We start from the raw sequence: 26717 nt of genomic DNA on the forward strand, positions 1-26717 counted from the left end.
CAATCAGCCTCCGATGAATGTATCAGCGAGGCCGATAACAGCGCCGACGACGATAGCGATTACCGGGCCTTTCAGCGAACCCCAGCCGAACACGTAGGCGAGACAGCCCCAGATGAAGCCGACAGCGGCAAGGCTGACGCCAACGACCTTCGAGTCGGCCAGCGTTTCGTTGATGAAATCGCCAATGGCATCTTGCAGCCAGCCAGCGGAGGCGGGCGCTGCTGTGATGATGAACGCAGTGATCGCGAAAAACGCCATCTGCTGGTAGAAGTGGGTTCTTTTCATGAGGAAGTGCTCACTTTGCTTAGGATGATCCGCACGTAATTGCGGGTTTCGGTGAAGGGGGGGACGCCGCCGTATTCGACGACGCGGTGAGGCCCGGCGTTGTAGGCGGCAAGCGCCAGCTTCCAGGTTCCGAACTCGCGGTACTGCGCCGCCAAATAGCGGGCACCACCGTCGAGATTTTCTGCAGGGTTCTTTGGGTTCACGCCCAGGTCTTTCGCCGTTCCGGGCATGAGCTGTGCGAAGCCATAGGCACCCTTGGGTGACAGAGCGTCAGCCCGATACCGGCTTTCCTGCCAGACCAGCGCCATGAACAACTCGGCCGGAATGTCATGGCGTTCCGCCGCTGCGTGGATTTCTTTGACGATCCGCTCCTGCGACCAGCCGCCCGAGGATCTGCGAGGCCGCGGTGCCTTGCCCGCAATCTCGATCTTTTCCTGTGGCTTGGCCTTCGGCGCTTCCGGTTTTTCGTCAAGCGTGTACTCACGCATCCGGATTGGCCGAACGACGCCATTGACGATTTCTGCCCGCGCACCGTTCAGAAACACGCTGCCATCCGGCTCGTATTCGATGACCTGGGCGCTTGCGCCGGTCGCCACAAATGCCGTGGAGACGAGCAGAAGGGGCCGCATTGCTGCGATCATTCGGATTTCTCCTTTGCTTGAGTTGGCGAGGAATTGGAGGGGTTCTGTTCGTCGCCGGTCGCGGCCACGTACTCATCAGTCCAGGACGGCGGAATGCTGACAGCATCCACCAACCAGCCTGCGAGACTTGCGTATTCTTCGCCACCAAGGGCCGAAGTCTTGCGAGCGATAGAGCGCGACAGAAACGAAGCTGCTACGCCGTGCTGCAGCAACAGCGAAATCAGAACGCACAGATCATGCAGATGGTATTCGAGGTCGCTGCCAGAGCGAAAACCGCCGCTATAGAACACTTCACGGGGTTTGATTGGCGACGCCGGATCATACCCGATGGTGACAAAGGCAGTGTGCCCTTGCGGAGTTTCAACGCGGCGTGTTTCAGCCAGCCGACGATCAGGAAGAACTTTGCGCGCAGGCTTGTTCATGACAAAGCTCCCTGCGCATCAAGTTCCGCTTGTCGGATTTGCATTGCGAAATCCACTTCAAGGCGCAGCTCAACGACCACTTCAAGCGGCATAACGATGTCCAGCCAGACACCCTCACGGATCAGGTGAACGTGATAGGTGGCGTTTGGGTAAACGAACCAAAGGGCTTCATGCCGGTTCAGAACGTCGCGCGCGGTGTCGGCGTCGATTGTGCCTGACAGGTCGCAACCGAATTTCAGGGTTGCGTATGAGTTGGCATAGTTTGCTCGGCTGCTGCTTTGGATGAGCGCAGCGGCCTTTTCCGGTGAAGCAAAGCGGAACAGCTCTTTCGGACCCAACGCCTTGTTAACGTCTGCGTGCAACTTCAAGGCTTTGTAGAGCCGATTTGCACGGACATACTCAAGATCATTGAGGACATGGAACATTTCGAGCGCGATTCCGAAAGCCGTGGCGCGGGCATCGCTTTCCAGCCAGTATTCGCGCATTCCGCGCTTGATGGTTGACCGTTCTCCGGCAAGGTGGCGGATTACGGTGAGAATGTCCTTACGGGCTTGCTCGAAGCTCTGGGCGGCAGGCACCCAGCGCCGATCAATCTTGCTTTCGATAGTGTCGAAGGCCACTGTGATCACCTTTCCGCCTTTCAAAAAATAGGTCAGTAGTTTTTACATAATTACTATTATGGGGTTCGACATCAGGTCATCTGGGCCGTGGGAAAAGGGTGCCGGGACACAACACGGAACCTTCAGAGGCGCCGCAAAAAACCAATGTCTGGTTCGGATCTCTTAGTCGGATGGCCTAGCTGAAACGTTCGGATGTCCCGCTCGCCCAAATCGTCAGACAGCGCTAAGCGGTCGGAGGTGCAGGCACGTTGTCCAGGGTCGCACCCATTGACTCTGGCGCGGTGCTGTCCGATCTAAGATCGGCATCTAGGGTTACTGTTTTTACCATAGTACAGTTCTCTCTTGATGTTTGAGGAATGCCCGGATGGATTTGGGGCGTTTCTTGTCCTGTCGGTTGTTGGCGCAATCGACAGGACCGCTCACTGCTCGGTGGTTTTGTTCCATTTTCTGCAAGTCGTCGCTCAGTCCTTTCGTCTAGCCGCACCAGGACCCGCGTTTGCCGCCCGAATAGGGTCGCGCGAGACCTTCGGATATCAGAGTTTTCCCTATCTCCTGACCACCTGAACGTCCGACCGCGAGGAAACGGTCATGCACGTCCAGGTCTGGTTGGATAACCAATTCTATCTGCCCACTGGTCTGAATGATCTCCGTCAGGCGGTCTTTGGCTTTCAGACCCAAAGCTCTCTCGGCCTCACATTGTGCGCGGAAGGTCTCAGGAGTGTCGAAACCGATGAGGCGGTAGCGGTCATCACCGTGGTCGATGGTGTCACCATCAACGGCAATCACCTCGGATGCGCTCAGGGTTATTGTTTGTTTTGATGGTTCAATCCAGACCGCAACAAAAAACAAAGACGCGAGTGTAGCGCTGAGAAACAAGAGCCGTTTCATGCGCCCTGCCCCAGCATTTTGATGAGCCGGGTTCTCGAACGTGACCGATCAGGTTTTGGATTTCGCGTCCAGGGCCTGAGCTGCTTCGAGACCCTCTGGGGTAATCGACTCGATCGTATAGTCTGATTTGACGCAGAGAATGCGCCCATCACCAAATTCCTGATGATGCTTGAAGAGGCCCGGCCAAAGATCGAACTCTCTGGGCTCAGCGCCCGCTCGAGAGATCTTCGACTTGCACAAGGCCCCGACATAGTTCGGCGAGCTGTAAATGCAGTGGTACTTAGGTCGTCCAAGGGAAGCGAGTCCGATAAATTCGTAGCGGCATGTAAAGGGAACCTGATCCTCTTTCAGGCCCCGGACCATCTCGATGGTTACCACAGTGTATTGTCTCTTGTTGTCCGCCATGACGACCCCCTATGGGCCGTCTTCTACATCCAAAAGTTGTGGACTAAAACACAATCTACGTCAATATAAGAAAACCCGCCAATATACGATATTGGATTGTCAGAAATATATTGGCCGGATATTGCTTAGGCGATTCGCAAGCAGGAGAGACCATCTTGAAACACTCAAAATCCGGAAATCGAACTCGCGCGAAGGCCCTTGCAGTTGCACTCGCTGCACTGCCAGCCACGCAGGCTCGTGCCTATCCAATTGACTGTGCCATATTCCTTTGCCTCGCCGGGGGTTGGCCAAGTTCGGCTGATTGCGTCGCAGCCAAGGCGGAGTTCATTCGGCGCATCACACCCTACCCGGTCGAACCGCCGCTTCAACTCTGGCGCTGTCCGATGAATACGTCACACAGCCCCTCGGACTTGGGTCCTATGGAACGGTTGGAAGCCATCAAGCGCACCAGTGCTAGCCCAGTTCCAGAGCTTCCATCGGATGACACCGCTAAGCCAATACTGGTAGACGCAGCGATCTCGATAGGAAGGATCGATGCACATCACGGCCAATACGGTGACGGTTTCCAAGCCACCCCGATCAGCGTCGATCTTTCTTCTTCCGATTTCGACGTTGTGAGATCCATCAGGGTTTGGGATGTGCGCCACTACAGCTATCGCCGTCGTTCAAGGGAGGGAGATTGCGAGCGTTCGCTTGATCTTGTGGTTGGCACCTACGACGATAATACGAATTTTCGCTGGTCCGAGCGCGCTCCTGCCCCAATCCCTTACTGGCTGCCACTGGGCAATCGCTGTGAACCTCCCAGCTACTTCCGCGGCGTTGGCGTCGAGTGGACCGACACATTCGGGTTCAGCGACTACGAACTCATCCGATATTGAGGTGCTGACCTGCGGTACAACGCGTTGCTCCTGGCTATGCCACCAAAAATCGCCAGCTGCATTTTTAAACCAGGCCGATTGGCCCGGAGGAAAAACTTAATCCCAGAAACAAAAACCCCCGCAAGGCGGGGCCTCAGCGGGGATCTTCTTAAGTCACGTTTGATCACCTGATTTATAGGAAACTCCAAAATTACTGACAAGGACAAACGCATCTGTGCGAACGGTTTTTCTGTGTTTATTTGCTGAGGTTCAACCTGCCTTGCTTCCCCAAAGAGAAGCAGACTATGAGACCCCTTAACCATACCGAACACCCTGCCCCGCTAAGCTGCGATGCCAATACTGACCTTTGCCAAGGGAAGCCAATACGATGAGCTTTCGGCAGATCGCATCCGTCCATCACCACGAAAATATACGCTTCCACAACGGCCTTCCCGAGGGTTGGAATCGAGACAGGTTTCGGCAGCTCTGCGTGGGATATGCGCAGATCAGAGGCGCATCAGCCCATTGTATTCGCACCTTAGAGATCATCATCGATATGATTACGCCATGTGCTTTTCGAGACCCGTCTCAGGAACCCTTTTGCTACGCGCGCCAGGAAACCCTCATTGCCGGTCGAGGCGTGACAGATCGGACAATCCACAATCACGAACGAGAACTGGAAATGATTGGCCTGCTCGAACGCAGGCTTGGTGCAAATGGGGCGCGTTGTAAGCGCAAGGGGCTCGGCCTCTTTCTGACCCCTGCCCTAAACCTCATTTCAGAGATGCGCGACGCAGACGAGCAAAGCAAAGCCGAGAAGAAAGAACATGACGAGCTGCGCGGGGATCGATCACGGCTTTACCGACATGTGAAACACAGCTTGGCAGTGTTTGCCTCGCTCCCCTGCAGTCCTGAAGGCCTGGAAGACATGATGGGGGAACTTCGATCCTGGCCGCGTGCCGACAAGCTGAAATACATGTCGCTGGATGGGCTCAGATCACATGTTCAGGCAGCTCACGATCTTTGGAAGCGGATCGAAATATATGTTAAAAAACCCGGTGAATTTTCGGGTGAACCCGAAGCCTGTTTCGGGTGCCATATACAAGACCAAATTGAAGAAGAAATTCTGTCTTGTAACGCCGATGGCGAAGTTACAATGCCCTCGGCTGAAGCCTCGGAACCAGATTGTTCTGGCTCCGGGCCTTACGGCCCTCCGCATTGCTTAGAAAGCAATCATCCGACAGATACGGCATCAAGCAAGGCCCAAAAACTACCGCAGGTGAATAACCGCATCCTATATGAACTGGCCTCACCCGAGCTGCGTATGCATATCGATATCGCCGGTGGCGGAGATCAGAATTCCAGCCCGTCGCTCTACGCGATTGAGACCGGCGTTTCGGCGCGATTGTCGGAGATCGGCGCCAATGCCTCCGCATGGCATACGGCGATTGACCGTTTGACCGTGATGGGTGCAATCCTGGCCGGGTTGATCATAGACGCGAGGCTGAGTGATCCGCGCCTGCCGCCCGTGGTTAATCCGGGCGGATACCTTCGCGGTATGGTGCGCGCAGATGAGCGCGGGGAGTTGAACCTGATTTCCAGTTTCATGGGTTTGTTGGCACGAAGAGCCCGGGAGGAGGAAGACGGGTTTCCGCAAGACCCCAAGAAGCGGATTTAACCGTGTCGGGTTGCGCGCTGCCAGCTTCTCCAATTCATGTGTCTCATCGGCAGGTTTTTGCTCTGTTTCCGCCTCCAGAACAGAAGCGTATTCAAATCTGTGATTGGCTACGGGAAATCCCGAGTGGTTTGTTCAGCTTTAGGTTGCTAATCGGCCTCGACGGCAACGCGGAACAGGAAGACGGTCTATGAAAATCGCGGACATTGGCAATTCTGAACTGGATTTCAGACAGACCGGGGAGGCGCGCCTTCAGGAAATTTGTTCCAGGTTTGAGCTGGAGAATGCGTCCTACGCCCATATCGACAAGCATCACAACGTTGTCCACGGTTGCACCACGTTCCCGGCCGAATGGGTCAGGCATTACGTCGACAACGACCTGGTTCTGATTGATCCCCTTATTCGATTTGGCGCCGCAATGATTGCCCCGATTGATTGGGCTGTGTTTGATGATCAGCGTGAACACGCACCGCTATTCGATGCAGCGAGAAAATTTGGTGTGGGTCAGCACGGACTATCCATTCCGGTTATCAATCCGTTTGGGGAGCGTGGCGTCTTTACGGTTACCTCCAACCTGCGCCGTTCCGACTGGGACGCCTTGGTCGGGAGTATGCTCCCTGCCCTTCGCCACGAAGCGCAGGTCCTGCATCTACTCGCGCTCGATGTGATTGATACGGTTTTCAACTTTCCTACGGATGCGTTGTCCGATCAGGAGATGGATGTTCTGAAGATGCTCGCATCAGGATTGATCCCATCCGTAGTTGCTGGCCAGACGGGGCTCTCCTCCAGAATGGTGCATGCTTTGACGTCTTCGATCGTCACAAAACTCAAGTGCCGGACAACGGAACAAGCAGTGGCGAGAGCTGTCAGCACAGGTATTCTTAAATGGACCGATTTCTTTGCCGACCCGGTCGCCGAACTTGCGGATGTTGAAGGACAGACCCTTTGCGGCGGGATCGTGCGTTGGTCTGGAAGATCACACGAGTTGATCACCTTTGAAGATGGTCGAACGGTGCGGAACTTGGATAGCTTTCAGGCGGTTCAGGTCCAGGAAATTGCCAAAGACTTCAATCTGGATGCTGAAAGGATCCTCGAAGAACTTGGGCCCAACCGGGATCAATGCGTGTGGATCAGGCATCTCTGAGTTCGGCCCACGTGCACCGCTTGATTTGCAAAATTGTGAGCAGGGGCAAGTTTCACATAATTTCGCTTACAGGCCGTCCTTCTGGCCGTAGTCAATCTTATGTTAATTACAAATTTACTGGGACACCTTTGCTTGGGGAACTGCCATTCGAACTAGACGCAGCTTAAGACCGAATTGTGCCCGACGGTCCGAATGTCACCGATTTCCAGGACTTTGCAAAGTCGAGCGTGCGGCTCAAGAAGAGACGTCCAGCGAAGCTCTTCAATGCCGCATTCGGTGCATACGCGAATTATTGCTATTCGCACCACTTGCTTAGTTACGGTGATTATGGATACCAGTCCTTAGAAGCTTTGTCCGACATAGACGTAGACAAAACCATCACCTTGGTTATTTCTCGTTACGTCGACAGAAAAGTCTATCGGGAAGTCATTGGAAACCCGATACCGCAGTCCCAGACCACCTGCTACCCGATTTCCATCGTCTGTTAATGAGGAGAAACTCGATCCGGTCCATCCGATGCCTCCAAATACGACAAAACCGAACCGACCGCTCAGCCTCTGCCGATACTCAATCTGCGTCGAGACTAAGTTAGTATCGAAGAACTCAGTCGGGGTGAAACCGCGGAACCCATCTGTGAAGCCGATGGAGCACTTGTCAAAAAACGGAGTTTCATCTGAAGCCTGACACGCAGACAGGCGGGTTGCCAACACCGAACTTTGGCTCAACGAATGGAAAGTATCAAAATTTGCAAACGCGTAAGTGTAGCTTCGTTCTACCCCTTCAATAACGTCTGCAAGATTTAGCTCAAAACTTAGGTTTGTTCCTGTTGTCGGATAATCACTGTCGTCCCGTGTATCTCGGTCAGCACGCAGGCTAAGGGCCAGATACTCGCCAGTAAGATCTGGAAGTAATTCATCAGGGATGCGATCATCTTCCGCCGCGAGTTTGATCGTGCTTTCCAGATACCGAACGCCTGCACCTACCGAAAAGTTACGACCTAGATCACGATCAAAACCGACTTCCACGAATTGGCCTTCCTGTTCCAATGGGAAGCGGGTGCCGCCAAAGAAAACGTCATAGTTTAGATTCGCGGTGGCTAGCGTTGCGTCGAAATTCCACCCGCTTCTGAAAGACAAATCTCCGGAGAAGCCATAAGCTTCGCTTCCATTGGAAGATCTCATAGCACCGAGACCAAAATAGGATGTATCTGAGTCTTCAGACGTTTGGAAAAGATATCCGGCACCAAGTGCAAGACCAGAATCCAAAAGCGGGTTTGAGAACGGAACCGGGACGGCGAGAAATGAACCATTTCGTAGCCCGTACGCCTTATTGGTATCCTGTTCGAGGGTCGGTCCGAAGCTTTCTTCGATAGCGGTTTCATTTGCGCCCGCAGCAAACGAGAGAACACCTTGAAGTAATAGTATGCTCGGAACCGTGCCACGCAGACACCTCTTGATCGCGCTCTTAAACTCAGTTGGGTACAAATGCGCCATTGATTTAGACTACTCTGACCGATCCGATTTGGTTGCCAAATCTTACTGGACTAGCGCCTGATAGACCTGTCGCCTCCACCGGCGCGGTTGCCGGGTTTGGGACGGCCTCCGCTTCCGCCTCCCAGAGCGGGACGAGTGCCACCACCTGCGTCTCCTAGGGCGGGGCGCGAACTACCGCTTGCAGGTGGGCTGGCAGGGGGTTGGCTGAATTGCGGTTGTGGGTTTGGCGCGGGCCCGTTGCTCAGAACACCTTCGCCCTGCTGGCGGGCCTTCAGGTCGCGCCTTAGCTCATCTGTACGGGACGGCTTGTTCTTTGCGGGCAGCGTGGAGGGATTGCCATCCGCTAGGCGCCGGGTGTCGTTGATCTCGCGACGGGCTTCCCTTTTGCGGTCATCATCGGGACGCCAGACGGTGTTTCGGGAGTTTTCGATGTCGATATCGATATTAACATCCCCGTCGATGTTCGGACGTGTGTTCGGGTTGCCGATGATCGGGCGTCCGTTCCATCCTCCGCAGTTGCGGCACCCCCAGTAGTAATATCGGTCATCATCATCATCGAAAATCTCGCTTATGAGATAGACTGTGCCTGCCGCAAATAAGATGTTGCGCAGTGCGTCGCCGGTCGTGTCTTCCTGCTCCACGTAAACTGTTTCGGTGTCATATTGCGGGACATAGACAACCTCCGGATCAGTGGGCTGAACAACGACAGCATCCGTTGCATCTTGCGTCACCGTCATTTCATCACCGGAAACAAGCGTGCCGGCATTGATCGCAGTCTGACGCATGGTTTGTACTGCGCCCAAGACGTCCTCTGTCTGCGCCAGCATCGCCAGCCCCATGGTTTCAGTCCAATCGATATTGGCGGCCATACCTGATATGACCTCGGGAAAGCCAATGGCCAACACCTCCACACTTTCGTCAAATCCTTCCGCCTCGATCAGCGGGGTCAGCTCATCTGCGGTGGCACCCTCATTTTCGGCCAGAAGGCGTTCCGCTTTCACCACTTCGAGGGGCTGCGTTGCCGCGATGAACAACTGGGTCAGGACGGTATCGGGAAAAAGGGCAACGGGTGCGACAAGCGCTTCCAGTTCCGCCTGCGTAAGCAAGTCCGCGTCTACTGCTGCGTCATTTGTTTCAGATGTGGTTTCGACGCCGCCGTCTTGGTCGGGAACAGCGTCCTGCGCATGGGTGGTTGTCGCAAACGCAGCCAGACAAGCAACACAAAGAAGATTAAATTTTATCGACATGGCCCTGTCCGACCCCCTCGTTCACAACGGTATTGCACTCTGCGTAGCTACAGAGTGGATCACTTTTCGATCTTGCTGATTTTCGTTCCCTGAAGGCTCGTGCCTGCCATCAGACCTTCCTGGCCGAAGACTATGGGAACGATGTCTCCATTCAGGTCACTTGTGCCCATCGATGCCGACCAACCTTGGTCGCCACCAACCAGCGTTGGACCAGTACCTGCTTCCCAACCATTGTTGCTGCTAAGGTATTCGAGAGCCGTGTCATTTAGAAAAAACATGGCGTAAGAGAATTGCTGAACGCCCGCCTGAAACCCATACGATGCGCCCGCAATATTGTAGTATCCGGTCGTATTGCCGTTTTCCCGCAAAGCTCCCTCGCCATATTGCCCACCAACCATCAGCCCACCCTTGGTAATCTTGGGAAACACCAAGACTGCAACAGCCTTCTCAGACAGCTCTTTGGTCTCAGGTGAGCTTGCGTAGAGCTGCGTAAGAACCTCATTGACGCCATTGTCAATTTGAGCCGCTGTCATGCTTTCGGTCGCATCCACAACAGCTTCGCTTGCTCCCTCTGCGGTATCTCCAACTTTCTTGGCGACGCCAGAAACGCCTTCTGTGACTTTGTCCAGCAGCTTCTGAGCATTCACGGGTTGCCCCAGTAACAGATGTACAAACCCAGCTATCGCGATTGCTGTGATTGCTTTTGTAAGTTGCATTTCTTCCTCCCACTTGACTTGCCGGTGCATCACTTGCGCCGCGTAAAAAACTTCTTGCCAGGTACGTTGACAGCCGTGCTTGGTCGCTACGTACGCCGTTTCTGCCATTGGGTCCTCAAACAGAAACCCCCCCAATTCAGACGTCGTCCGCATGTCATTTCCTTGAACTCCAGCACGGCAAAACTGCACCGGTCGCGCGATTGGAAAATGACGAACATTCAAACATCAAACACCATGCGGAAGCCCTGATGTGTGGTGGTGCTATCCCGCGTGTTTCCCGACCGGGCCGCAATTCGATACCGCCAGCAATAGGTCGCGTGGCAAAGGTACGATCCGCCCTTCAGCAGTCGAAAACCTTTCATCCGATCGAGCTTCTTGCGGACGCTTTTCTTCAAAGAGGGAATTCGGTATGGATCAGCAGTCCACTCCCAAACATTCCCAACGACATTATAGAGACCATAGCCGTTTGGCTTGAATGACGAAGCAGGTGCAGTTGCTGCGTAGCCATCCAGCTCAATGTTCCGATGCGGGAAAGTGCCTTGCCAGATGTTGCAGGGAAAGAAATCGCGATCATTCGGGTCTTCTTCACCCCAAGGATATCTCACATCCCCCAGCCCGCCGCGCGCCGCATGTTCCCACTCCGCCTCGGTCGGCAATCGGCCACCTGCCCAAGTTGCGTATGCCCGGGCATCGTTCCAGGAGACCTGTACGACAGGGTGATCCGGAAACCAGGCGGTCCCAAACGTGCCGGGACCGTTAACGTCAATCCAGTTGGCGCCTTCAACGCGACGCCACCATTCCGTACCTGCGACACCAAGAGGGTTGGGGGTATCATCCGGCACATCGAGCCAAAAAACGAAGGACCATCCAATTCTTTGGGCATCCGTGACGTATCCTGTTTCATCGACAAATCTTTTGAACTGCTCATTGGTGACTGTGGTCGCACCAATGCGAAACGGCTTGAGCGGCTTGGACCGCCGCGTCTCTTCACCATCGTCAGGTATCAACGGATGCGAAGTGCCGACGATTGGGCTGCCGCCAGGGATTTCGAGTGTCCCGTCCAGCATCGGTGCTGCGGCACCGGCTCTCAGCGCGAATATTCCTGCGTTCGCATTTTTTTGAGGACTCGGGGCACAGCAAGACCTATTCGATACCGACATAGACATGCACCTGTTGCATCGCTTTGTTCATAGGTAATTCAGCTTCTTTGTGATCCAGTAAAGGATTTCTGCCAGCGCGGAGATCGCTCCGGCCTCTTCGGTAATCACTAGGGCGGTGCCGGACGCACCAAGCTTTGTCGTCTTGTCACTCAGGTCGTTCGGAATGTCTGCGATCACGATGTATTCCGATGATCCGGCCAATTCACGGAGCGAGGGGAGGCCGCTCCTTGTATCAAGTGCTCCTTCACTTGTTGCAGGAGGTATGTCTCGGATGGTTGTTTCAAACTCTTGGCCTGGAGCACTGCGCATCGCGATCCTGATCTTGTCACCCGCGGAGACGTTCTCAAGGCTGCTCAGCGGCAAGGTCGCAATCAGGACGCGATCTCCCGGAACCACAAAATTGACCGCGCCCTGCAGTGTCGTAACCCGGTTTCCGGGCCTGAGCGAGAGCCCCGTCACCAAACCATCGGCAGGCGCGCGAATTACCGTCTGTTCAAGCACCCATTGTGCCTGAGCCAGCATGTTCTCCACTTCGACGACACCCACATCGACGCCGTCCACCTGCGCTGCGAGACGCCTCTCAAGGCCCGCTTTTCGGGCCGCCGCCGCACGCAGGTTCGTCTCAAGTTGCTCAATTGTGGAAACGGCCTCCTGCAGCTGGAACTCTGACGATGCGCCCCGGTCTGCGAGACGGATGATGTCATCGCGCCGCGCAATGCCAAAGGTTAGCTGGGCTTCAAGTGATGCAATATCAGCTTCGGCGGCTGTCAGGTCATGGCCCAACTGGTCCGCTTCAGCCTGCGCAGAAGAAAGAGCGGCTTCAAGCCGAGCCACTTCTGCGGAGTATTCGGTGTTGTCGATCCGAAAAAGCACATCGCCCTTTGCCACCGGTTGATTGGGCTTCACAGCCACTTCCGTCACCGGGCCAGAAACGTTGGGCGCTATATTGATCACCGCGCCTTGAACGGATGCCGTTCCTGTGGGTGTCGTATGATTCAATGCCCCGATGACAACCAACGCGATGAGAATACTGCCACCATAGATGACAGTCTTAGAGACAGCGTTCCACGGTAACAGGCGGAGTTTTGAGAACACGAGCCAGGCGAGCCCGAAATACAGTGCCAAAACAATCAGCATTTAATGTGCCTCATCAGGTATTCATCATCCAATCAACTCCGTCGGCAATAGGAAGGCCATTCACACGGGTTTCCTTAGTTGGGAGTCGGTTGTCGTTGCTTCTTTCGCGGCATTAGAACGAGAGCTTCGCGCCGACTATGGGCCCGGAGAATGAGAGATCACTCACAACGTCTGAGTTCCCGATATTCCAGTCGAGATGGCGGTACCCAAAACTCAGGTTCCAATTGTTGATCTGGTAGTCAAACGTGATACCTGCCTGCCAGGTCAGATCGCTATCACCCCCGCCAACGTCGGTAATAAATGAAAAGGCCCAACGATCTGCTATTGGGAAGACGCCTCGCACGCCTACGATGGCATCAGTGTTGGAGATTGACCCGGAAACGCGCTGTGAACCGTTACCAACAGCCAGGTTCGCCGTCGTGTCCATGTCGAGGTAGCGGAAGCCACCAAAACCGACCAACTGACCATCCTGCGTATGTCTGAAGTCATACCCGACGGAGCCGGTGAATACGAAACCTGTAACGTCCGCATCTGCGCTGGCCGGGATGCCCGGTCCTACAGCACTGTCTTGATCTGCGCTTACATCGAGGTACTGAAAATCGCCTAATACTGAAATCGGCCCGTTGTTTGCTTCCAGTGCGCCCATCAAACCGAAATCAAGGTTATCAAGTAAGTCTGAGAAACTCACGGTCATGCTTTCGCCGGTGACCGTGGTACCACCCAATTCAGGCGCCCAGAGATAGATAAACGCGCGGAAGTCCCAATTATTTTGATCAGCAAAGGATGGCCCTGCGACACAAGTCATGATCGCGGTCAACGCGGTAGTGCTAATGAGCTGTTTCAAACAACTTCTCCATCTTCGTGTGGCAACTAGATGCCCGGCGGCCCAAGATCAGGGCCGCCGGAGTTCTGTCATTGATTGGGAGAGTCCTTGCGGACGATAAAGGCATCAACTGCGGCCTGTGTTTCTGGCCGAATGTTCTCTATACCTTCGTAGGGCATTCCAAAAGCGGGTGGTGTGTCCGGATAGTTCTCTTTGCGCGCTTTGTGCCGAGCTAGAATACGCACGAATTCCTGGCCACCCCATGCGCCGACTTCTGTCGAAACCGAGTATTCCTCGCGTGTATCGTGGTACAGGTTGTAGAATTTCGCCACGATCGGGTTCTCGCCTGGAGGCGGCAGCTTCAGCTTCAGCTGATCCTTTACAATGGCCTTTGGCTTATCATCGGAATAGATGATGACATGGTCACGGCGTCCCTTTTGCTCATCGTCGAACAGGATTGACGCTGTCTGGTCCACACCATCTACAAGCCGGTCACGCGGGATATACTCATCAGCCCCGGCGAAGCGTGCCAGCGTCGTATAGATGTCAGACACATGGATGATGCTGTTCAGCATGCTGTCCGCCTCGATCATTCCAGGCCAGCGGATAAAGGCATCTGTACGCACACCCCCTTCGGTCGTATCCGATTTGCCGCCACGGAAAATCATCGGGGTATAGCCGGATTGCGGCGAATACTTGGTGAAATGACCGTTGTCGCCCATCACCACAACGATGGTGTTGTCAGCGATGCCCAGCTTCTCCATTTCATCAAACATGTCGCCCAGCCAACGGTCGACCAACTGCATCTTGTCCGCATAAAGGCCCCCATTCGGCGACTGCGGCCCCTCCCGACCAGTTCGCGTGTTGTCGAGCGGCAGCATCGGCCAGTATTGCAGGAAGAACGGCTCTTCTCCTCCAGCAAGGCGGGACAGCTCTTCCATCATTTTGTCCTGAAACGCCTGGTTCATTTCACCATATTTCGCGGCATTCCATCGCTCGCCTTCTTCCATCCGAATCTCACGGATCGGGCCTCCAGCTTCGCCTTCGATAACGGTCATCATGTGCGATGCGTCAGGTCGAAAGAATGCGTCCAAGGTGTAAGTGGGCAAGTAGTCATTATTCGCGACCGACACGCCCTCTTTGATGGCGTCGTCATTGAAAATCGTGAGCTGACCCTGCTGGTGTACCGCCATCTGGGCATAGTCAAAGCCCTGGTTCATGGCCCAGCTCTCAGCAATGTCACCCATGTGCCACTTGCCAACGTGACTGGTTGCATACCCGGCCTGTTTCAGAACTTCCGGCAGGATGACTTCATCACCCGGTAGGCCAAAGCCCGCGATATCAACCGCAGTGTCGCCCATTCCCATACGGACCGGCAAACGGCCAGTCATTTGTGCAACACGGGTTGGCGTGCAAGATGGCTCGGTGTACATGCGCACCAGGCGCATAGCCTCGTCCGAGAAATCGTTTATGTTTGGCGTTTCATATCCGCGCAGCGCGTTCAATTCCGGGATGCCCATATCGCCGAAACCCAAGTCATCAATCAGAACACTGATGATATTTGGCGCTTTGCCGCCGTTCGCTTCGCGAAAGCCTGCCAGCGCATCATCAACGGCAGCGTCATCCTCAGCCCACTGAGTGCTGCGCTGCGATTGCAGGATATAATACTCAGCGTCATGATTGATCGGCGCTTCCTGTGCCAGCAGCGGCTGCGCTGCCAAGGCAATAGGAGCAATTGCTAACCAGGTTAGTTTCATACTCTTACATTTCCTCTGATTGACTTTGCCAGTTCTCTACGGATGGTTTGGAGTGATCGATGATTGTACGCTCTGGAAGTGGGATTGGATTTCTTGTCTGAGCCCAATCAAGCACTCAAGCACATGTACATCTGTGGTGTGGTCTAGATTGCTCAGTTTGTGAATTTCGACAAAGTCGCGGCACATCTCAGCAAAAACTTCATCCCGCTGATAGAGCGCGCAAACGTGTTCAAACCCATTCTCGAAGCACTCTTCTAACCCAGCACTCCACAATTCTTCGATTTCCACAGCAGGCCTCCGGGAACTAGCGGACAAGGATTGAATATTTGAATGAGAAAATTAGGTATAGTTTTATATGGTATGTTACGGTTACACTGAACCCGTAACTTCATGATATTATGTTGTTATTCATGGCTTTGGGATTCGGAATGCAAGGTCAAAGTAAGATCGTTTTGGACAGCGACGCAGTCGTGGGTGCCTTGGACCGTGTCGTGTCGAGTAAAGCCTTCGCCGGAGCTGACCGCCTCAAAGAGTTTCTGAGGTACATTGTTCAGGAAAGTATTGCGGGGCGCGGCGACAAAATACGTGGAAAAAACATTGCTCAGGACGTTTATGGCCGGAAGTCTCAGAAGGACATTTCTACTGCAAATGTAGTGCGAGTCGACGCGGGTCGTCTGCGACGGAGACTGGAAGTGTACTATTCAGACGAAGGGGCAAAAGATCCGCTACGAATTCAAGTCGCCAAGGGTGGCTATACGCCTCAGTTTGAAGTTGCACAGAGCCAAGAAAACGAGACTAAACCAAAAAAGAGCTATGTTAGACTGTACTTTATTGGTGCCGGTGCGTTTGGATTGTTGGCTATTGCTGCGATCACTTTGTGGATTTCGGTGAATGACCCAAACAAGGTGCCGAAGAACTCCCAGTCTGACTCTCGTCAAAACGCAGAACGAGCGGCCCTGTTTGAGGAGTCTCCCACTGCACTTCAAGCGCGCAATCTCGCCGAGGAAGCGCGCGGCTTGTTATTTCCGGCAACGCAGCCGACGCGCCTGCTTGCTGCGCTAACGCTTTTTGAAAAAGCCATCGAGTTAAACCCCGATTATTTCGGTGGATATGCCGGAGCTGCGCAAGCCGCAGCTATGTTTGGTGGACTAGCCCCAGATGGGCCAGACCGCGATCAGATGTTCGAGCAGGCGCGACAATACGCCGAGGAAGCATCGCGATTAGCTCCCGCAGAAGGCTGGAGCCAATCTGCCATGGCATTCCTTTTGATGTTCGAGAGGGATTTCGATGACGCAAACCGCTTGTCCAAGCGCGCAGTTTCATTGGACCCGGATGACCTGATCACACTTGAAATCGACGCGATCATCGCTTTTTTTTCAGGTGACTTTGAAAGGGCTATCGCCAACTCAGACCCGGGTTTGCACCTGAACCGGCGAGGATCGCGTTTTCCTTGGCGAAACGTACTTGGCAATGCGAGTTTCTACACTGGAAACTACAACGAGGCCGCAAAACACCTGATGGAAGCTGCCGCATCGGGTGGTCCGGTCAGTGAGATCAATACCGCGCATCTGATCGCTGCTCTACAGGCGACGGGTAGAACACGAGAGGCGCAAAAACTAGTTAAGGAATACAATGAAGCTTGGCCAGATAGCCGGATCGAAGAACTCATGCTCCGCCTGTTTCAAAATCCGCAAGATGCAGAGAAGCTGATTGCTCAGATGCGACAGGCTGGATGGGTGCCCTAATCATTCCGGCCAGCATAGTGAAAGCCCTACCCTTGAAGTTTGAAATTTCTGTCCAGGATCGTGGCAATCATTGCAATCCTAGCCAAGAAGATTCCTTTGCCTGCACAAGTGAAATTCAAGGTATTCGTCTAAGGCATTGGCCTTTTTTGGTTCCGGCTGAATTCTCCGATTTCCAGCCCAGATGCTCTCAAACCGCGACACTAATCGCTGTTTGCCTGATCAAAATCGGTCGCTGCCATCTCTCGTACTTCAATAGTCAAGAACCGCTCAAAACCAGATGTTGGAGCCCTCCCCGGCGCTTCAAACGGATTGGAAAAAGAAACGGTCATGAACAGGATCAGCCCAGAATAAGCTGCAAACATGGAGACCAGTGTTAAATTCAATGCCGTCGCGGGCCATGTAAAAAAGGCCGCTGATATCAGAACAATACCCACAAGAGCAGCCATACTGAACAACGCCCTTGATGCACCACGCGCTGCGTTCTCGCGCCGTTCCCGCAATTCAGATATCTCTCGCACATCTTCAAGCATGAATTGGTGTAAACGGCTTTGTTCGGAAGTTTCAGGGGTCATCCGCAGCAACAGGGCATATCCTGCCTCCCAATGTTGCCATGCCAGTTCTGAAAGCTCTTTTTTACTGGCGAGTTGTGGCCATTCTTCTTCCGTGACGATCAAGGCATATCGAGCAAAGCTCTGCCGCAACGCATGTGTTTCGACATGCCCGTAACGTTCGGCGTCATGGTAGATGTCGCTAACCAGTGAAGCTTCTCGCGCCGCAGCTTGCGTAACATTGCGTACTCCCGCCAGGTCCTGCGCAAATACAAGCGCCAGAACCAATCCATGCAAGGCTCCAATCCGAAACAGGACAGAGACTGCCAACTCACGTGTTTCCTCCTTCACAATCCTGTTGCGAAAAGCCAAACGCGCCAAGAAATAGCTGACAAGCGCTAAGACAATAATTGAACCAATGAAGGCAAAGGCTGAAAAATACTCGATTGGACCCATCGTCAGTGGCCTCTGGAATAGCTTTGAATATCAACAAGGCTAGGTAACGGTTGCATGGCGCGCCCGTATATCTCGTTCCTTTGAATGCTGCGGAAAGCATGAACGGCTGCTTTGGGGTTCAGCCTGTCACTAGTCACTTTCGCACCTTGAAATTCGCAACAAAGATGGTGGCGATGGTTGTGATCGTAGCTACGAAAATTCCAATGCCAGCAACGGTGAAGATCATCGTAAAGACCTTTCCCGCTGCGGTGATGGGCGCAATATCACCGTAGCCGACAGTCGACATGGTGATGACTGAAAAATACATCGCATTCAAAATGCTCCAACCCTCGACGAGTACGTAAAAGCAAGTACTGACAAAGACCAGTGACGCGGACATTGCGAGCAAGTGCAGCGACCGTCCATCTGTTAACGCCATAGCCAAGGCTCGAAACAGGCCAATATAATTGAATAGAAAGTTACTCAGCATTCCGGTTCTCGGCCATTGAAACGTTAGGCAGGCTCCAGTGTTGAACTGTTATTCTTGTGGCCCTGCCGATTTGCACGCCACTTTCTGACATCGACAAAGTCGAAATAGATCCCAATCACAGTTGGGAAGACGAAGATCACGAGCAGTGTTGAGGCCAGCAGACCAAAAGCTACCGCCGCCACCAATGGGACAAGGACCTGAGCCTGTGGGCTGGTTTCAAAGAGCATAGGCATTAAACCGGCGAAGGTTGTTGCAAAGGACAAAACCACGGGACGGAACCTATGGCGAACCGCGTCAATTGCTGCGTTCAGATAATCGCCATCCTCGATCTCTGATTCAAAAAACGTCAGGAACAAGATAGCATTATTCACTACGATACCCGCTAACGAAGCAAAGCCGATGAAGCTCGGCATTGAAATGTCGATACCGAGAGCAAAATGCCCAAAAATGGTCCCGATTAACGCAAAAGGAATGCTGAGCATAATCATGAACGGCAGGGTGTAGCTGTGGAACTGAAAGGCGAGGATCAGATAGACTCCGACAAGGCCCGTCAGCAGCGCAGTAGAAATCGAGGCCTGCGTCTTCTGCTGCTCCTCCGTGGCACCCCCGATACCTATCGAGACTTCGGGGTACGATTGTTGCAAATCAGGCCCGATTTGGTCTGTGACGAGGGCCGAGACAGCGGTTGAAGTAGTCGCTCGGCGGTCGATCTTTCCAATAATTCGGGAAATGGCTTGCCCGTTCTTTCTGGTGATCTGCGCGTAGGCTTGAGTAAGTTCAATGTTGGCAACGCCCGACAGTGCCACTTGCTCACCGGTTGGGATTGTAATTGGAAACTGCTCTAGATCGGCAAGTGTTGGTACTGAGTCGCCAAGCTCAACGCGGATTGCGACATCTGAAAACTGTTGGCGGAAGCTATCTGTCTCAGTTCCCGAAAACGCAGCCCGTAGTTGCGCACTTACGCCCTGTGGGGTCAATCCGGTGACATAGCCGAACTCCGTCAGCGAAAGTCGAATCTCAGATCGGCCCTTCGAAAAATCCTGATAGGCTTCGGTCACGTCATCTCGAGCGATCAGCCTTTTAAGTAGCTCATTGGTCGCAGCCTCCAAATTCTCAAGATCGTGTGAGGCGAGTTCCACGTCCAGATCGTCTCCACCGGGGCCAGCCGCGATCTGCGTGAAATTGCTTTGAACCAGATCCGGCAGAGGTCCCGTAGCTTGTTTCCAAAGGGCCAGTACGTCATTTGCAGCGACGTTGCGCAAATCGCTTTCAAGCAGATCTGCGGTAACAGTAGCCGTATAGGCACCATTGTCTTTGACGTCCTGATTGACCGAATACTGAACCAGAATACGCTCGACTAGAGGCTGAGCCTCTTCGGTTCCAGGCGTCAGCTCCGTGTCTACTCGCTGCAGACCCGAAATCAGTTGCGCCACAGCATTCTGAGTGCGCTCGATGGGTAAGCCAGAAGCCAAGGCGATACGCGCCTCAATTGTGTCACCTTCGGTCTCTGGAAAGCCGACAACTTTAACTAGCCCGGATGCCAGCATTCCGATGCTCAGGATTAGGATCGCAAAGACCGATCCCAACGTCGCGTACCGCCATCGTAGCAGAGCCGAAGCGACTGGAATGAAGAACCCATCGCGCGAGCGATCCAACAAGCGTGGTACAAAACGCCGGGCATTTTTAACCGCATCGGCACGTGTATGAGCCATATGATGAGGAAGGATCAGAAATGCCTCAATCAGGCTGGTGATCATCGTCAGCAGTAACACGATCGGGATCACCTGAAGCACTTTTCCGGTTTCACCTGAAAGAAACATCAACGGGCCAAACACGCACGCAGTGGTCAGAAAGGATGACAGTACACCTGGCATAACTTCCGTAGCGCCCTTGATTGCAGCTTCTTTAGGCCCCAGCTTCTGGCGCCATTTCGCGATATTGTCCGCTATGACGATGCTGTCATCCATGATCAGACCGATTGCCATCAGCAATCCGATCAAAGAGATCGTGTTGATCGTCACCCCGACCAGACCCATGAGGAAAATACCACCGAGGAACGAAAACGGCAGCGAGAATGAAATCCAAATTGCTTCGGACACGGAAAAAAACAGGCACATGACCAAAACCACGAGCAGCAAACTCTGGACAGCATTGCCTAGAACCAGATTGATCTGGGTCTCAACGGTTTCGGTCAAATTGTTGACGACCGTAATTCGAAACGGCGCAGGATACCGCATTTCTTCTTGCGCAATTTTGTCAGACACCTGTGCAAAGGCCTTAATGGCGTCATCGGTTTTGCGTTTGCTGACCTGAATGATTGCGGCCCGATCCCCGTCAATAAAAGACTGCTGCTCTGGTGCGGCTTCAAACAATGTGACCTCAGCCACATCTACCAGACGCACGATCCCGCCTTCCGGCGTCTCCACCAGAACCAAGTTTTCCAGGTCGGTTGCTGAACGGCGCGCATCGAAGTAGCGCAGGGTGATCTCGCGCCCCGTCGTTGCGACTGTACCTAAGGGCGCGCGCAAACTGCGCGCCTCAACAGCGTCAGCGACGTCCTTCGGACTAAGCCCAAACCGTCGCAATGCCAGTTGATCAAACGAAATACGGTATTCGGCTTCCGATATACCCGTGACCTCGGCGGTCGCGATCATTGGCAAATTGGCTAATTCTTCCGCAAACGCGTCAGCGTATTGAATCAGGCCATCATGTGTTTCAATGCCCGAAACCGCTACAGATGCGATCACTTCCGTTTGACCAAGAATGCTGACCGACGGAAGTTCGGCCTCTGACGGTAGATCATTAATACTGGAGACTTCTGATGAGATATCGTTGTAAAATTGCCCGATATCTCCGTTCTCCGCCATAGTGAGGGTGGCCGTCGCCAGGTTTTCAACAGACAGGCACTCAATCTCTTCTAGATTGTTAACTGCTCCCAACGCCTCATCGAGAATAAGGCAGATTTGCTCGTCCACATCGCTGGCCGACGCGCCCGGGAATTCGACCGAGACCGAAACTTCGGACGCAGTGAATTCCGGGAAGCTTTCACGCTCCATGTCCAGCAGTGTGGATAGGCCGATTAAACAGACAGCGATCAGGGCGAGGTTTGCTGCGACGGGATGCCGTGTGAAGTATGCGATCATGACTCTTGGCCTGTAGATTCCTCAACAGGCTCCAACAACATACCAATGACTGCGGGTCGGGGGTCGGACAAGACGAGCTGATCGCCGATTGCGAGACCTTTGTGGACAATGACCTCGTCGTTCTGAACCGAACCAGTTTCCACCTCCCGCCGCTCGAGCCGGGATTCATCGTCCAGAACATAGACAAAGCGGGTTGGTCCATCGGTATGCAAAGCTGCGCGTGGGACACGCAGTGCCTCTAGCGCGGACGGCGCAGATATTTGGACTTCAACAAAGGTGCCATTTGAAAGCGGTGGCCCGCGTCTGTCGGGGTTTGGTACGCTTGGGCTTTCTATTCGGACAACCAGACCAACCGTTCCCGTTGTCGGGTCTGCGCTGCCATCAAACCGAACGAGCTCAGCTGGCCATGCGTAGACCTCGCCTGCGACAGACATGCGCACTTCTGCTTGAAGGTCAAAGCTCTGCAACACATCAAAAGCATCAGATACATCCATACCTCGCAGCGCATCGATGGGTTCAATACCTCTTAGCGTTGTGAACAAATTGCCAAGAACACGAGTTTGGAATTCTGCCGTGACTTCCGATGCGGCGGTACTTTCTATTGTGGCTACGGTGTCACCGAAACGAATGAACTGTCCCGGTGACACCGATTTGGCTACAACACGCCCAGTGAGTGGAGTGGTAATGGTCGTGTTTGCCAATGCTCGCTCGGCTTCTTCGATTTCGACAGCACGGGTGTCGATCGTAGCCTGCAGCGAGGCGCGCTGCGCGGGGAGTAACCGCAGCGCATTTTCAAGATTCAAAACCATCTTTTCTTGCGCGAGCAAATTACCGATAGCCGTATCAACAACAGACTGGGATGCACTTCCGCGTTCCAACAGAGTTTCTTGCCGCGCCAACTCTGCCCTGCGTACATCCAAAAGGCGGGTTTCCAGTTCAATCGAAGCCTTCGTGTTTTGCTCGGTCGCTTCCAGTTCATCCAATGCAGCTTGGGCGCTGTCTCGGGATGCAGTCGCCCTCGCTAGTGAGATTTCGTAGTCCCGGGGATCAACCCGCAAAATTTCCGTGTTTTTTGAAATAACTGTCCCCACCTCGAGTTCAGGAGACACGAAGGTTGCGCGCCCATCGACCTGCGAAATTGCTTGCCAGCTGTCCACGGCAGTGACGCGACCATACCCGGATGCGTTCGGTACTGCGGAAGTTGGGGTCAGCGCCATCGTGCGCACGACCGTTACTGTTTCAGCCGGAGGTGTTACTTCCGCCGCGTCTTCACTGGTTAGCCACATGAACCCGCCCACGCCAATTGCCAGAGGGGGGAGAAACAACAGGGGTCGGAAGTTCATGTGACTATTCCTCGGCGTCTTGGGGGTTGAGAGGTTGTGGTCAGGCCCGTTCGACCAACTGCATCCGTTCAGCCTTTGAAATCCTAGGTCGGAACGCCCCCATGATCATCTCTGTAACCAAGGGGATCACGTTCGACATCCCAACCAGCTTCTCAGTGTTTTCACGGTCGAGAAAAGCCTTGCTCAGTTCGCCGTCTGGGATTGAGGCTTTAGCCATCTCCAGCAGTTCCGGCATCATCGGGACCAGAAAAACGAACGCATTGACTGTCAGAAAGGCCGTCATCGCAAGTTTGATCCGCATCCACCAGGCGCGTTCTGCAAAGCCAAAGAATAGGATCAGATCGACCAGGATTTTCAGACCAAGACCGGGCAGAATGAGAATGTAAGCGCTCTGCAGCTTGTAGTGGTAAATGACAGCAGCTGTTTCGGGAGATGGATGTGCGTTGATGGCACCGATTACAATGTGGGATAGAATGCCGCCCACATACATGATGGTTCCAATCTCAGCGATGAATGAGAGAAGCTTTTTCATGGAAATACAGCCTGATGAATTGGTGATTAACGGAACTCAAATGCCTCGGTGTGAATCTTGCTGCGTGGAACGCCTTCGGATTTGAGGTCTTTCATCAAACCGTCCACCATCGGCTTTGGACCACACATGAAATACTCATAGCTATCCAAGGGATCGGGCAGTTTCTGTTTCATCATGTCTACGCGAGCAAAGTTCCCCTCGTCTGAGAACAAGGGCACCAACGTGACGTTCCCCAATCGGGCAGCGTGATCACGAAGTTCATCCAGAAAAATCGCATCCTGCGCTTCGCGAGCTGCATAAACCAGATGAATTTGTCGGGAATCCCCAGACTCCATAGCTCGGATTTTTGACAGAAACGGAGTTAATCCAATGCCACCGGCCAGCCAGATTTGCTTATCTCCAGCCTTCGTCGCGTCAAATCGCCCGTATGGCCCACGAACATTGACGTGACCACCAGGCTGCAGTTCTTCGCGCACCTTGCGCGTCCAGTCACCCAGAACCTTGATAGTAAATTTCAAGTGCCCATCACTGGGAGCGCTTGAGATTGTAAAAGGATGAGGCTCGCTCCACCCTTTGCCTGCAATCTCAACAAAGGCAAATTGACCGGGCTTGAAGTCAAGGTGCGGTCCTGTGGGTTTAAGGACGATCTCGGTGGCCCGTTCAAGCGCATTAACAGCCTCGATTGTGTAGGGTGCCGCAGTTCTCTTGTTCATCCCGAATATTGAATAGATCAGGCAGACCACACCGCATGTTGCGGCGGCCAGCAGCAGCAAACCGGAGGGGCTAAACTGCACAAAGAAGATCTGAGGTGCTGTGAAGAAATGTCCGATCACAAGCACATATACAAGCGCCATGATCTTGTGTGTGGGTCGCCAGAAGGAATATCGGATTTTTCTGTTCAAAGCGATGAACAGACCGATTACGAGAAAGATAAGTCCTAACATCCCAAGTGGGGCAGAAGGAACCAGCGGGTTTTGCAGAGGATCAACGCCCGCCGGAAGCTCCTTTGGTACGCCAAAAAAATGAACAAGCGCGAGCAGAGCGGCAAGCACTCCGACAACTCTATGGGTCTGATACATTCGATCCAACCCACCAAACCAGTCTTCTAGAACCGGAGCGCGCGTGGACAACACTACCGAGCAGGTCATCAGGAGAAACGCAGCCCCACCTAGCAGGGTCGTAGCGGTAGTTCTCGAGTCATGATCCGTTGGCGCAAACACGACATGCAGAAGCCCGAAAACTGCGATCAGGCCTAAGATCAACAAAACACCCTGCCGCTTGAGCATCGCCCGCACTCCTCATGATATTGGCTATGAGCGCGGCACCTCAGCTATTTCGACTGATAAACACCGACTCAACCTGCTGCTTGACTTGTAATCGCAATACTTGCACTTACAATCATTGTAAATGCAAAAATCACTGCAACACTTGCAGGATGCAAGATTAGGGATTAAGGCCATGATCAGGAGCGCATTCCTGATGACCCAAATGAAAAGCACAAAGCACATTCGAGAAAACAGTTTCGGGTTTCTGATCCAGACCTTAGCCCGCGAAATCGACGCTCGGATGAAGCACGCGCTGAAAGAAGTGGACGTCGACGTAAAAGTGTTCGCCAACTTGATGCTGCTGGCTGACGAAGATGGGATCAACCAGAGGGCTTTGGGTGAAAAACTCAATTTCCCGGACTATTTCACGAGCCGAAACATCGATGCGCTGGTCGAAGCTGGCTACGCTGAACGAAGGCCCGACCCGGACAGTCGTCGTTCGTTTCTAATTTTTTTGACGGATGCTGGACGCGAAAAAGCGATGCAACTTCCGAAAATCGTTCGGCAAGTAAACGACCAAACTCTTGAGATGCTTTCAATGGATGAACGCAAGCAAGTCGTCAGCCTTTTGAAAAAGATTGCCAGAATCTCAGATTCAACAATTGACTAATACTATCCTGAGAAATTGATTCTTGCATCTAGCCATCTGTTTCGCAGGCCCTTTGGTTAGATTGAAGATCTCCAATTCAGCTAGTTCAAGCGACACGTTTGTGCATGAACGCTCCCCTGATTGCTTGGTTTGAGATTTCCTGCCCCAGACCAGGCCTTTCCGGTACGCGATAACGGCCATTCTCCGGTTGGTAGTCGTGTTTGCACAGGGCAACCACGTCGGGATGTGTAGAGCGGAAGTGATGTTCATGGATGCAGAAATTCGGGATTGCCGCCTGCAAATGCAGCGCTGCTGCGGTCGAAATTGGCGAGCCGGCGACATGTGCTTGCACTGTGGCGTCAAACACTTGCGCCATGTCGCAAATCTTCTTGGCCTCGGTCATCCCGCCGACGCAGCAAATATCCGGCTGGATCAGCTGGATCGCGTGCTCGCGGAAATAATTCATGAATCCCCAGCGGGAGTAGATCCGCTCGCCCGAGGCAATCGGAGTGTTCACCTTTTCCCGCACCAACCTGTGCGTCTCTGGGTTTATTAGGGTGGTGGGCTCCTCATAGGCGAAACACCGATATTTATCGCAAAGCGCGCCGATGGCGATGGCGCCAGGAGCATCCGTCCGACCGTGGTTCTCGACGATTATATCCACCTCATCACCACAGGCAGAGCGGATCGCGGCCAATCGTTCATCAACCAGCGCCAGCAGCGCATTCGGCACGATCCCCTCAAAAGCGGATTTCGGGATAAGATTTGCTTCACGATCGTACATCGTGAAGTCGATCTTCACCGCGTCATAGCCCTGCGCCATAGCGTACTCGGTGATCATGGCGTAGTCAGACGCCTTGCCGAACGGGCCAATCCTATCGTCCCAACCAAATTGCAGCTGGCTGGCATAGACGCGCTGATCTTCGCGAAACTTGCCGCCCAACAGCTGATAGCAGGGCAGGTCCAGCATCTTGCCCTTGATGTCCATCAGCGCGATGTCGATGGCACTGATGCCCGAAAACACCACGCCGCCACCGCCTTGGCCCCAGATGCTTTCCTTGAACATATGGTCCCAGATGACTTCGTTCTCCATCGGGTCCATGCCGATTATCATCTCGGCTAGATCGGCCACCATGCCGAACCCCGCGGTCGAGCCGACACCATAGCCGATGCCGCATTCACCATCACCATAGATGCCTTCGTCGGTGTGGATGCGACAAACGATCGGATTGCGCATACCCCTCTGATCTCCGGCATCGAGGAAATAGACGTCCACAGATGTTATCTTCATGGGGTC

25 protein-coding genes are annotated in these 26717 nt (G+C 53.6%); 5 read left to right on the plus strand and 20 right to left on the minus strand.

Annotated elements, in window-relative coordinates; all coding sequences use genetic code 11:
- Positions 1-3: 3 nt before the first annotated feature.
- From ACR0LL_RS17540 to ACR0LL_RS17565, 6 genes are all read right to left on the minus strand, one after another.
- Complete coding sequence (locus ACR0LL_RS17540; protein ID WP_152460685.1) at positions 4-285, minus strand: HAD family hydrolase; 282 nt, start codon at positions 283-285, stop codon at positions 4-6.
- Positions 282-926, minus strand: a complete 645-nt coding sequence (locus tag ACR0LL_RS17545; protein WP_152460686.1) for a lytic transglycosylase domain-containing protein — start codon at positions 924-926, stop codon at positions 282-284. Before ACR0LL_RS17545 ends, ACR0LL_RS17540 begins: the two co-directional genes overlap by 4 nt.
- Entirely contained in the window at positions 923-1348 is a 426-nt protein-coding gene (locus ACR0LL_RS17550) for a TSCPD domain-containing protein (RefSeq protein ID WP_152460687.1), read from the minus strand. Before ACR0LL_RS17550 ends, ACR0LL_RS17545 begins: the two co-directional genes overlap by 4 nt.
- Positions 1345-1968, minus strand: coding sequence for a hypothetical protein (locus ACR0LL_RS17555; protein WP_152460688.1), 624 nt, complete (start codon positions 1966-1968; stop codon positions 1345-1347). The genes ACR0LL_RS17550 and ACR0LL_RS17555 overlap by 4 nt, the downstream gene beginning before the upstream one ends.
- 474 nt (positions 1969-2442) lie before the next feature.
- Positions 2443-2856 carry a thermonuclease family protein gene (locus ACR0LL_RS17560; RefSeq protein WP_170602109.1) on the minus strand — a complete coding sequence of 138 codons (414 nt, stop codon included), beginning with the start codon at positions 2854-2856 and terminating at the stop codon, positions 2443-2445.
- 48 nt (positions 2857-2904) lie between these two features.
- The gene (locus tag ACR0LL_RS17565) at positions 2905-3261 is read right to left on the minus strand and encodes a hypothetical protein (protein ID WP_142638830.1); all 357 of its coding nucleotides are present in this window, start codon (positions 3259-3261) and stop codon (positions 2905-2907) included.
- A 155-nt stretch (positions 3262-3416) separates the two neighbouring features.
- Between ACR0LL_RS17565 and ACR0LL_RS17570 the strand changes: the two genes are divergently transcribed.
- From ACR0LL_RS17570 to ACR0LL_RS17580, 3 genes are all read left to right on the plus strand, one after another.
- A complete protein-coding gene (locus tag ACR0LL_RS17570; protein ID WP_170602107.1) occupies positions 3417-4139 on the plus strand; it encodes a hypothetical protein in 723 nt (240 codons plus the stop codon).
- Positions 4140-4506: 367 nt separating this feature from the next.
- Positions 4507-5796, plus strand: coding sequence for a helix-turn-helix domain-containing protein (locus ACR0LL_RS17575; RefSeq protein WP_152460690.1), 1290 nt, complete (start codon positions 4507-4509; stop codon positions 5794-5796).
- Between the two features lie 187 nt (positions 5797-5983).
- Positions 5984-6937, plus strand: a complete 954-nt coding sequence (locus ACR0LL_RS17580) for a helix-turn-helix transcriptional regulator (RefSeq protein ID WP_152460691.1) — start codon at positions 5984-5986, stop codon at positions 6935-6937.
- Positions 6938-7278: 341 nt separating this feature from the next.
- On the opposite strand, the gene ACR0LL_RS17585 is transcribed toward ACR0LL_RS17580, so the two are convergent.
- The 7 genes from ACR0LL_RS17585 to ACR0LL_RS17615 all read right to left on the minus strand — a co-directional run bounded on the left by ACR0LL_RS17585 (position 7279) and on the right by ACR0LL_RS17615 (position 15270).
- Positions 7279-8430, minus strand: a complete 1152-nt coding sequence (locus ACR0LL_RS17585; protein WP_170624891.1) for a BamA/TamA family outer membrane protein — start codon at positions 8428-8430, stop codon at positions 7279-7281.
- A 50-nt stretch (positions 8431-8480) separates the two neighbouring features.
- Entirely contained in the window at positions 8481-9677 is a 1197-nt protein-coding gene (locus ACR0LL_RS17590) for a DUF3300 domain-containing protein (protein WP_170624890.1), read from the minus strand.
- Between the two features lie 59 nt (positions 9678-9736).
- Entirely contained in the window at positions 9737-10501 is a 765-nt protein-coding gene (locus ACR0LL_RS17595; RefSeq protein ID WP_480588542.1) for a lipid-binding SYLF domain-containing protein, read from the minus strand.
- Between the two features lie 110 nt (positions 10502-10611).
- Positions 10612-11460 (minus strand): formylglycine-generating enzyme family protein, encoded by an 849-nt coding sequence (locus ACR0LL_RS17600; RefSeq protein WP_170624888.1) that lies wholly within the window; start codon positions 11458-11460, stop codon positions 10612-10614.
- A gap of 120 nt (positions 11461-11580) precedes the next feature.
- Positions 11581-12690, minus strand: a complete 1110-nt coding sequence (locus ACR0LL_RS17605) for an HlyD family secretion protein (protein WP_170624887.1) — start codon at positions 12688-12690, stop codon at positions 11581-11583.
- A gap of 112 nt (positions 12691-12802) precedes the next feature.
- Complete coding sequence (locus ACR0LL_RS17610; RefSeq protein WP_170624886.1) at positions 12803-13534, minus strand: hypothetical protein; 732 nt, start codon at positions 13532-13534, stop codon at positions 12803-12805.
- 68 nt (positions 13535-13602) lie between these two features.
- Complete coding sequence (locus ACR0LL_RS17615; protein ID WP_170624885.1) at positions 13603-15270, minus strand: sulfatase-like hydrolase/transferase; 1668 nt, start codon at positions 15268-15270, stop codon at positions 13603-13605.
- A gap of 410 nt (positions 15271-15680) precedes the next feature.
- On the opposite strand from ACR0LL_RS17615, the gene ACR0LL_RS17620 reads away from it, so the two are divergent.
- The gene (locus ACR0LL_RS17620; RefSeq protein ID WP_480588544.1) at positions 15681-17015 is read left to right on the plus strand and encodes a tetratricopeptide repeat protein; all 1335 of its coding nucleotides are present in this window, start codon (positions 15681-15683) and stop codon (positions 17013-17015) included.
- A gap of 200 nt (positions 17016-17215) precedes the next feature.
- Here ACR0LL_RS17620 and ACR0LL_RS17625 read toward each other — a convergent pair whose 3' ends face one another.
- From ACR0LL_RS17625 to ACR0LL_RS17650, 6 genes are all read right to left on the minus strand, one after another.
- Complete coding sequence (locus tag ACR0LL_RS17625) at positions 17216-18019, minus strand: bestrophin-like domain (RefSeq protein ID WP_170624883.1); 804 nt, start codon at positions 18017-18019, stop codon at positions 17216-17218.
- A 133-nt stretch (positions 18020-18152) separates the two neighbouring features.
- On the minus strand, positions 18153-18488 hold the full coding sequence (locus tag ACR0LL_RS17630; RefSeq protein ID WP_170624882.1) for a potassium channel family protein: 336 nt from the start codon (positions 18486-18488) through the stop codon (positions 18153-18155).
- A 23-nt stretch (positions 18489-18511) separates the two neighbouring features.
- Positions 18512-21631: an efflux RND transporter permease subunit gene (locus ACR0LL_RS17635; protein WP_170624881.1), complete on the minus strand. Its 3120-nt coding sequence runs from the start codon at positions 21629-21631 to the stop codon at positions 18512-18514.
- Positions 21628-22614 (minus strand): efflux RND transporter periplasmic adaptor subunit, encoded by a 987-nt coding sequence (locus tag ACR0LL_RS17640; protein ID WP_480588546.1) that lies wholly within the window; start codon positions 22612-22614, stop codon positions 21628-21630. Before ACR0LL_RS17640 ends, ACR0LL_RS17635 begins: the two co-directional genes overlap by 4 nt.
- A 400-nt stretch (positions 22615-23014) precedes the next feature.
- Complete coding sequence (locus ACR0LL_RS17645; RefSeq protein WP_170624879.1) at positions 23015-23506, minus strand: enoyl-CoA hydratase; 492 nt, start codon at positions 23504-23506, stop codon at positions 23015-23017.
- A gap of 26 nt (positions 23507-23532) precedes the next feature.
- A complete protein-coding gene (locus tag ACR0LL_RS17650) occupies positions 23533-24792 on the minus strand; it encodes a ferric reductase-like transmembrane domain-containing protein (protein WP_170624878.1) in 1260 nt (419 codons plus the stop codon).
- A gap of 121 nt (positions 24793-24913) precedes the next feature.
- On the opposite strand from ACR0LL_RS17650, the gene ACR0LL_RS17655 reads away from it, so the two are divergent.
- On the plus strand, positions 24914-25441 hold the full coding sequence (locus tag ACR0LL_RS17655) for a MarR family winged helix-turn-helix transcriptional regulator (RefSeq protein WP_480588548.1): 528 nt from the start codon (positions 24914-24916) through the stop codon (positions 25439-25441).
- An 85-nt stretch (positions 25442-25526) separates the two neighbouring features.
- Here the strand turns inward: ACR0LL_RS17655 and ACR0LL_RS17660 are convergent, their stop codons facing one another.
- Complete coding sequence (locus tag ACR0LL_RS17660; protein WP_170624876.1) at positions 25527-26711, minus strand: mandelate racemase/muconate lactonizing enzyme family protein; 1185 nt, start codon at positions 26709-26711, stop codon at positions 25527-25529.
- Positions 26712-26717 lie beyond the last annotated feature (6 nt).

It is taken from the genome of Ruegeria sp. AI2, assembly GCF_056541275.1.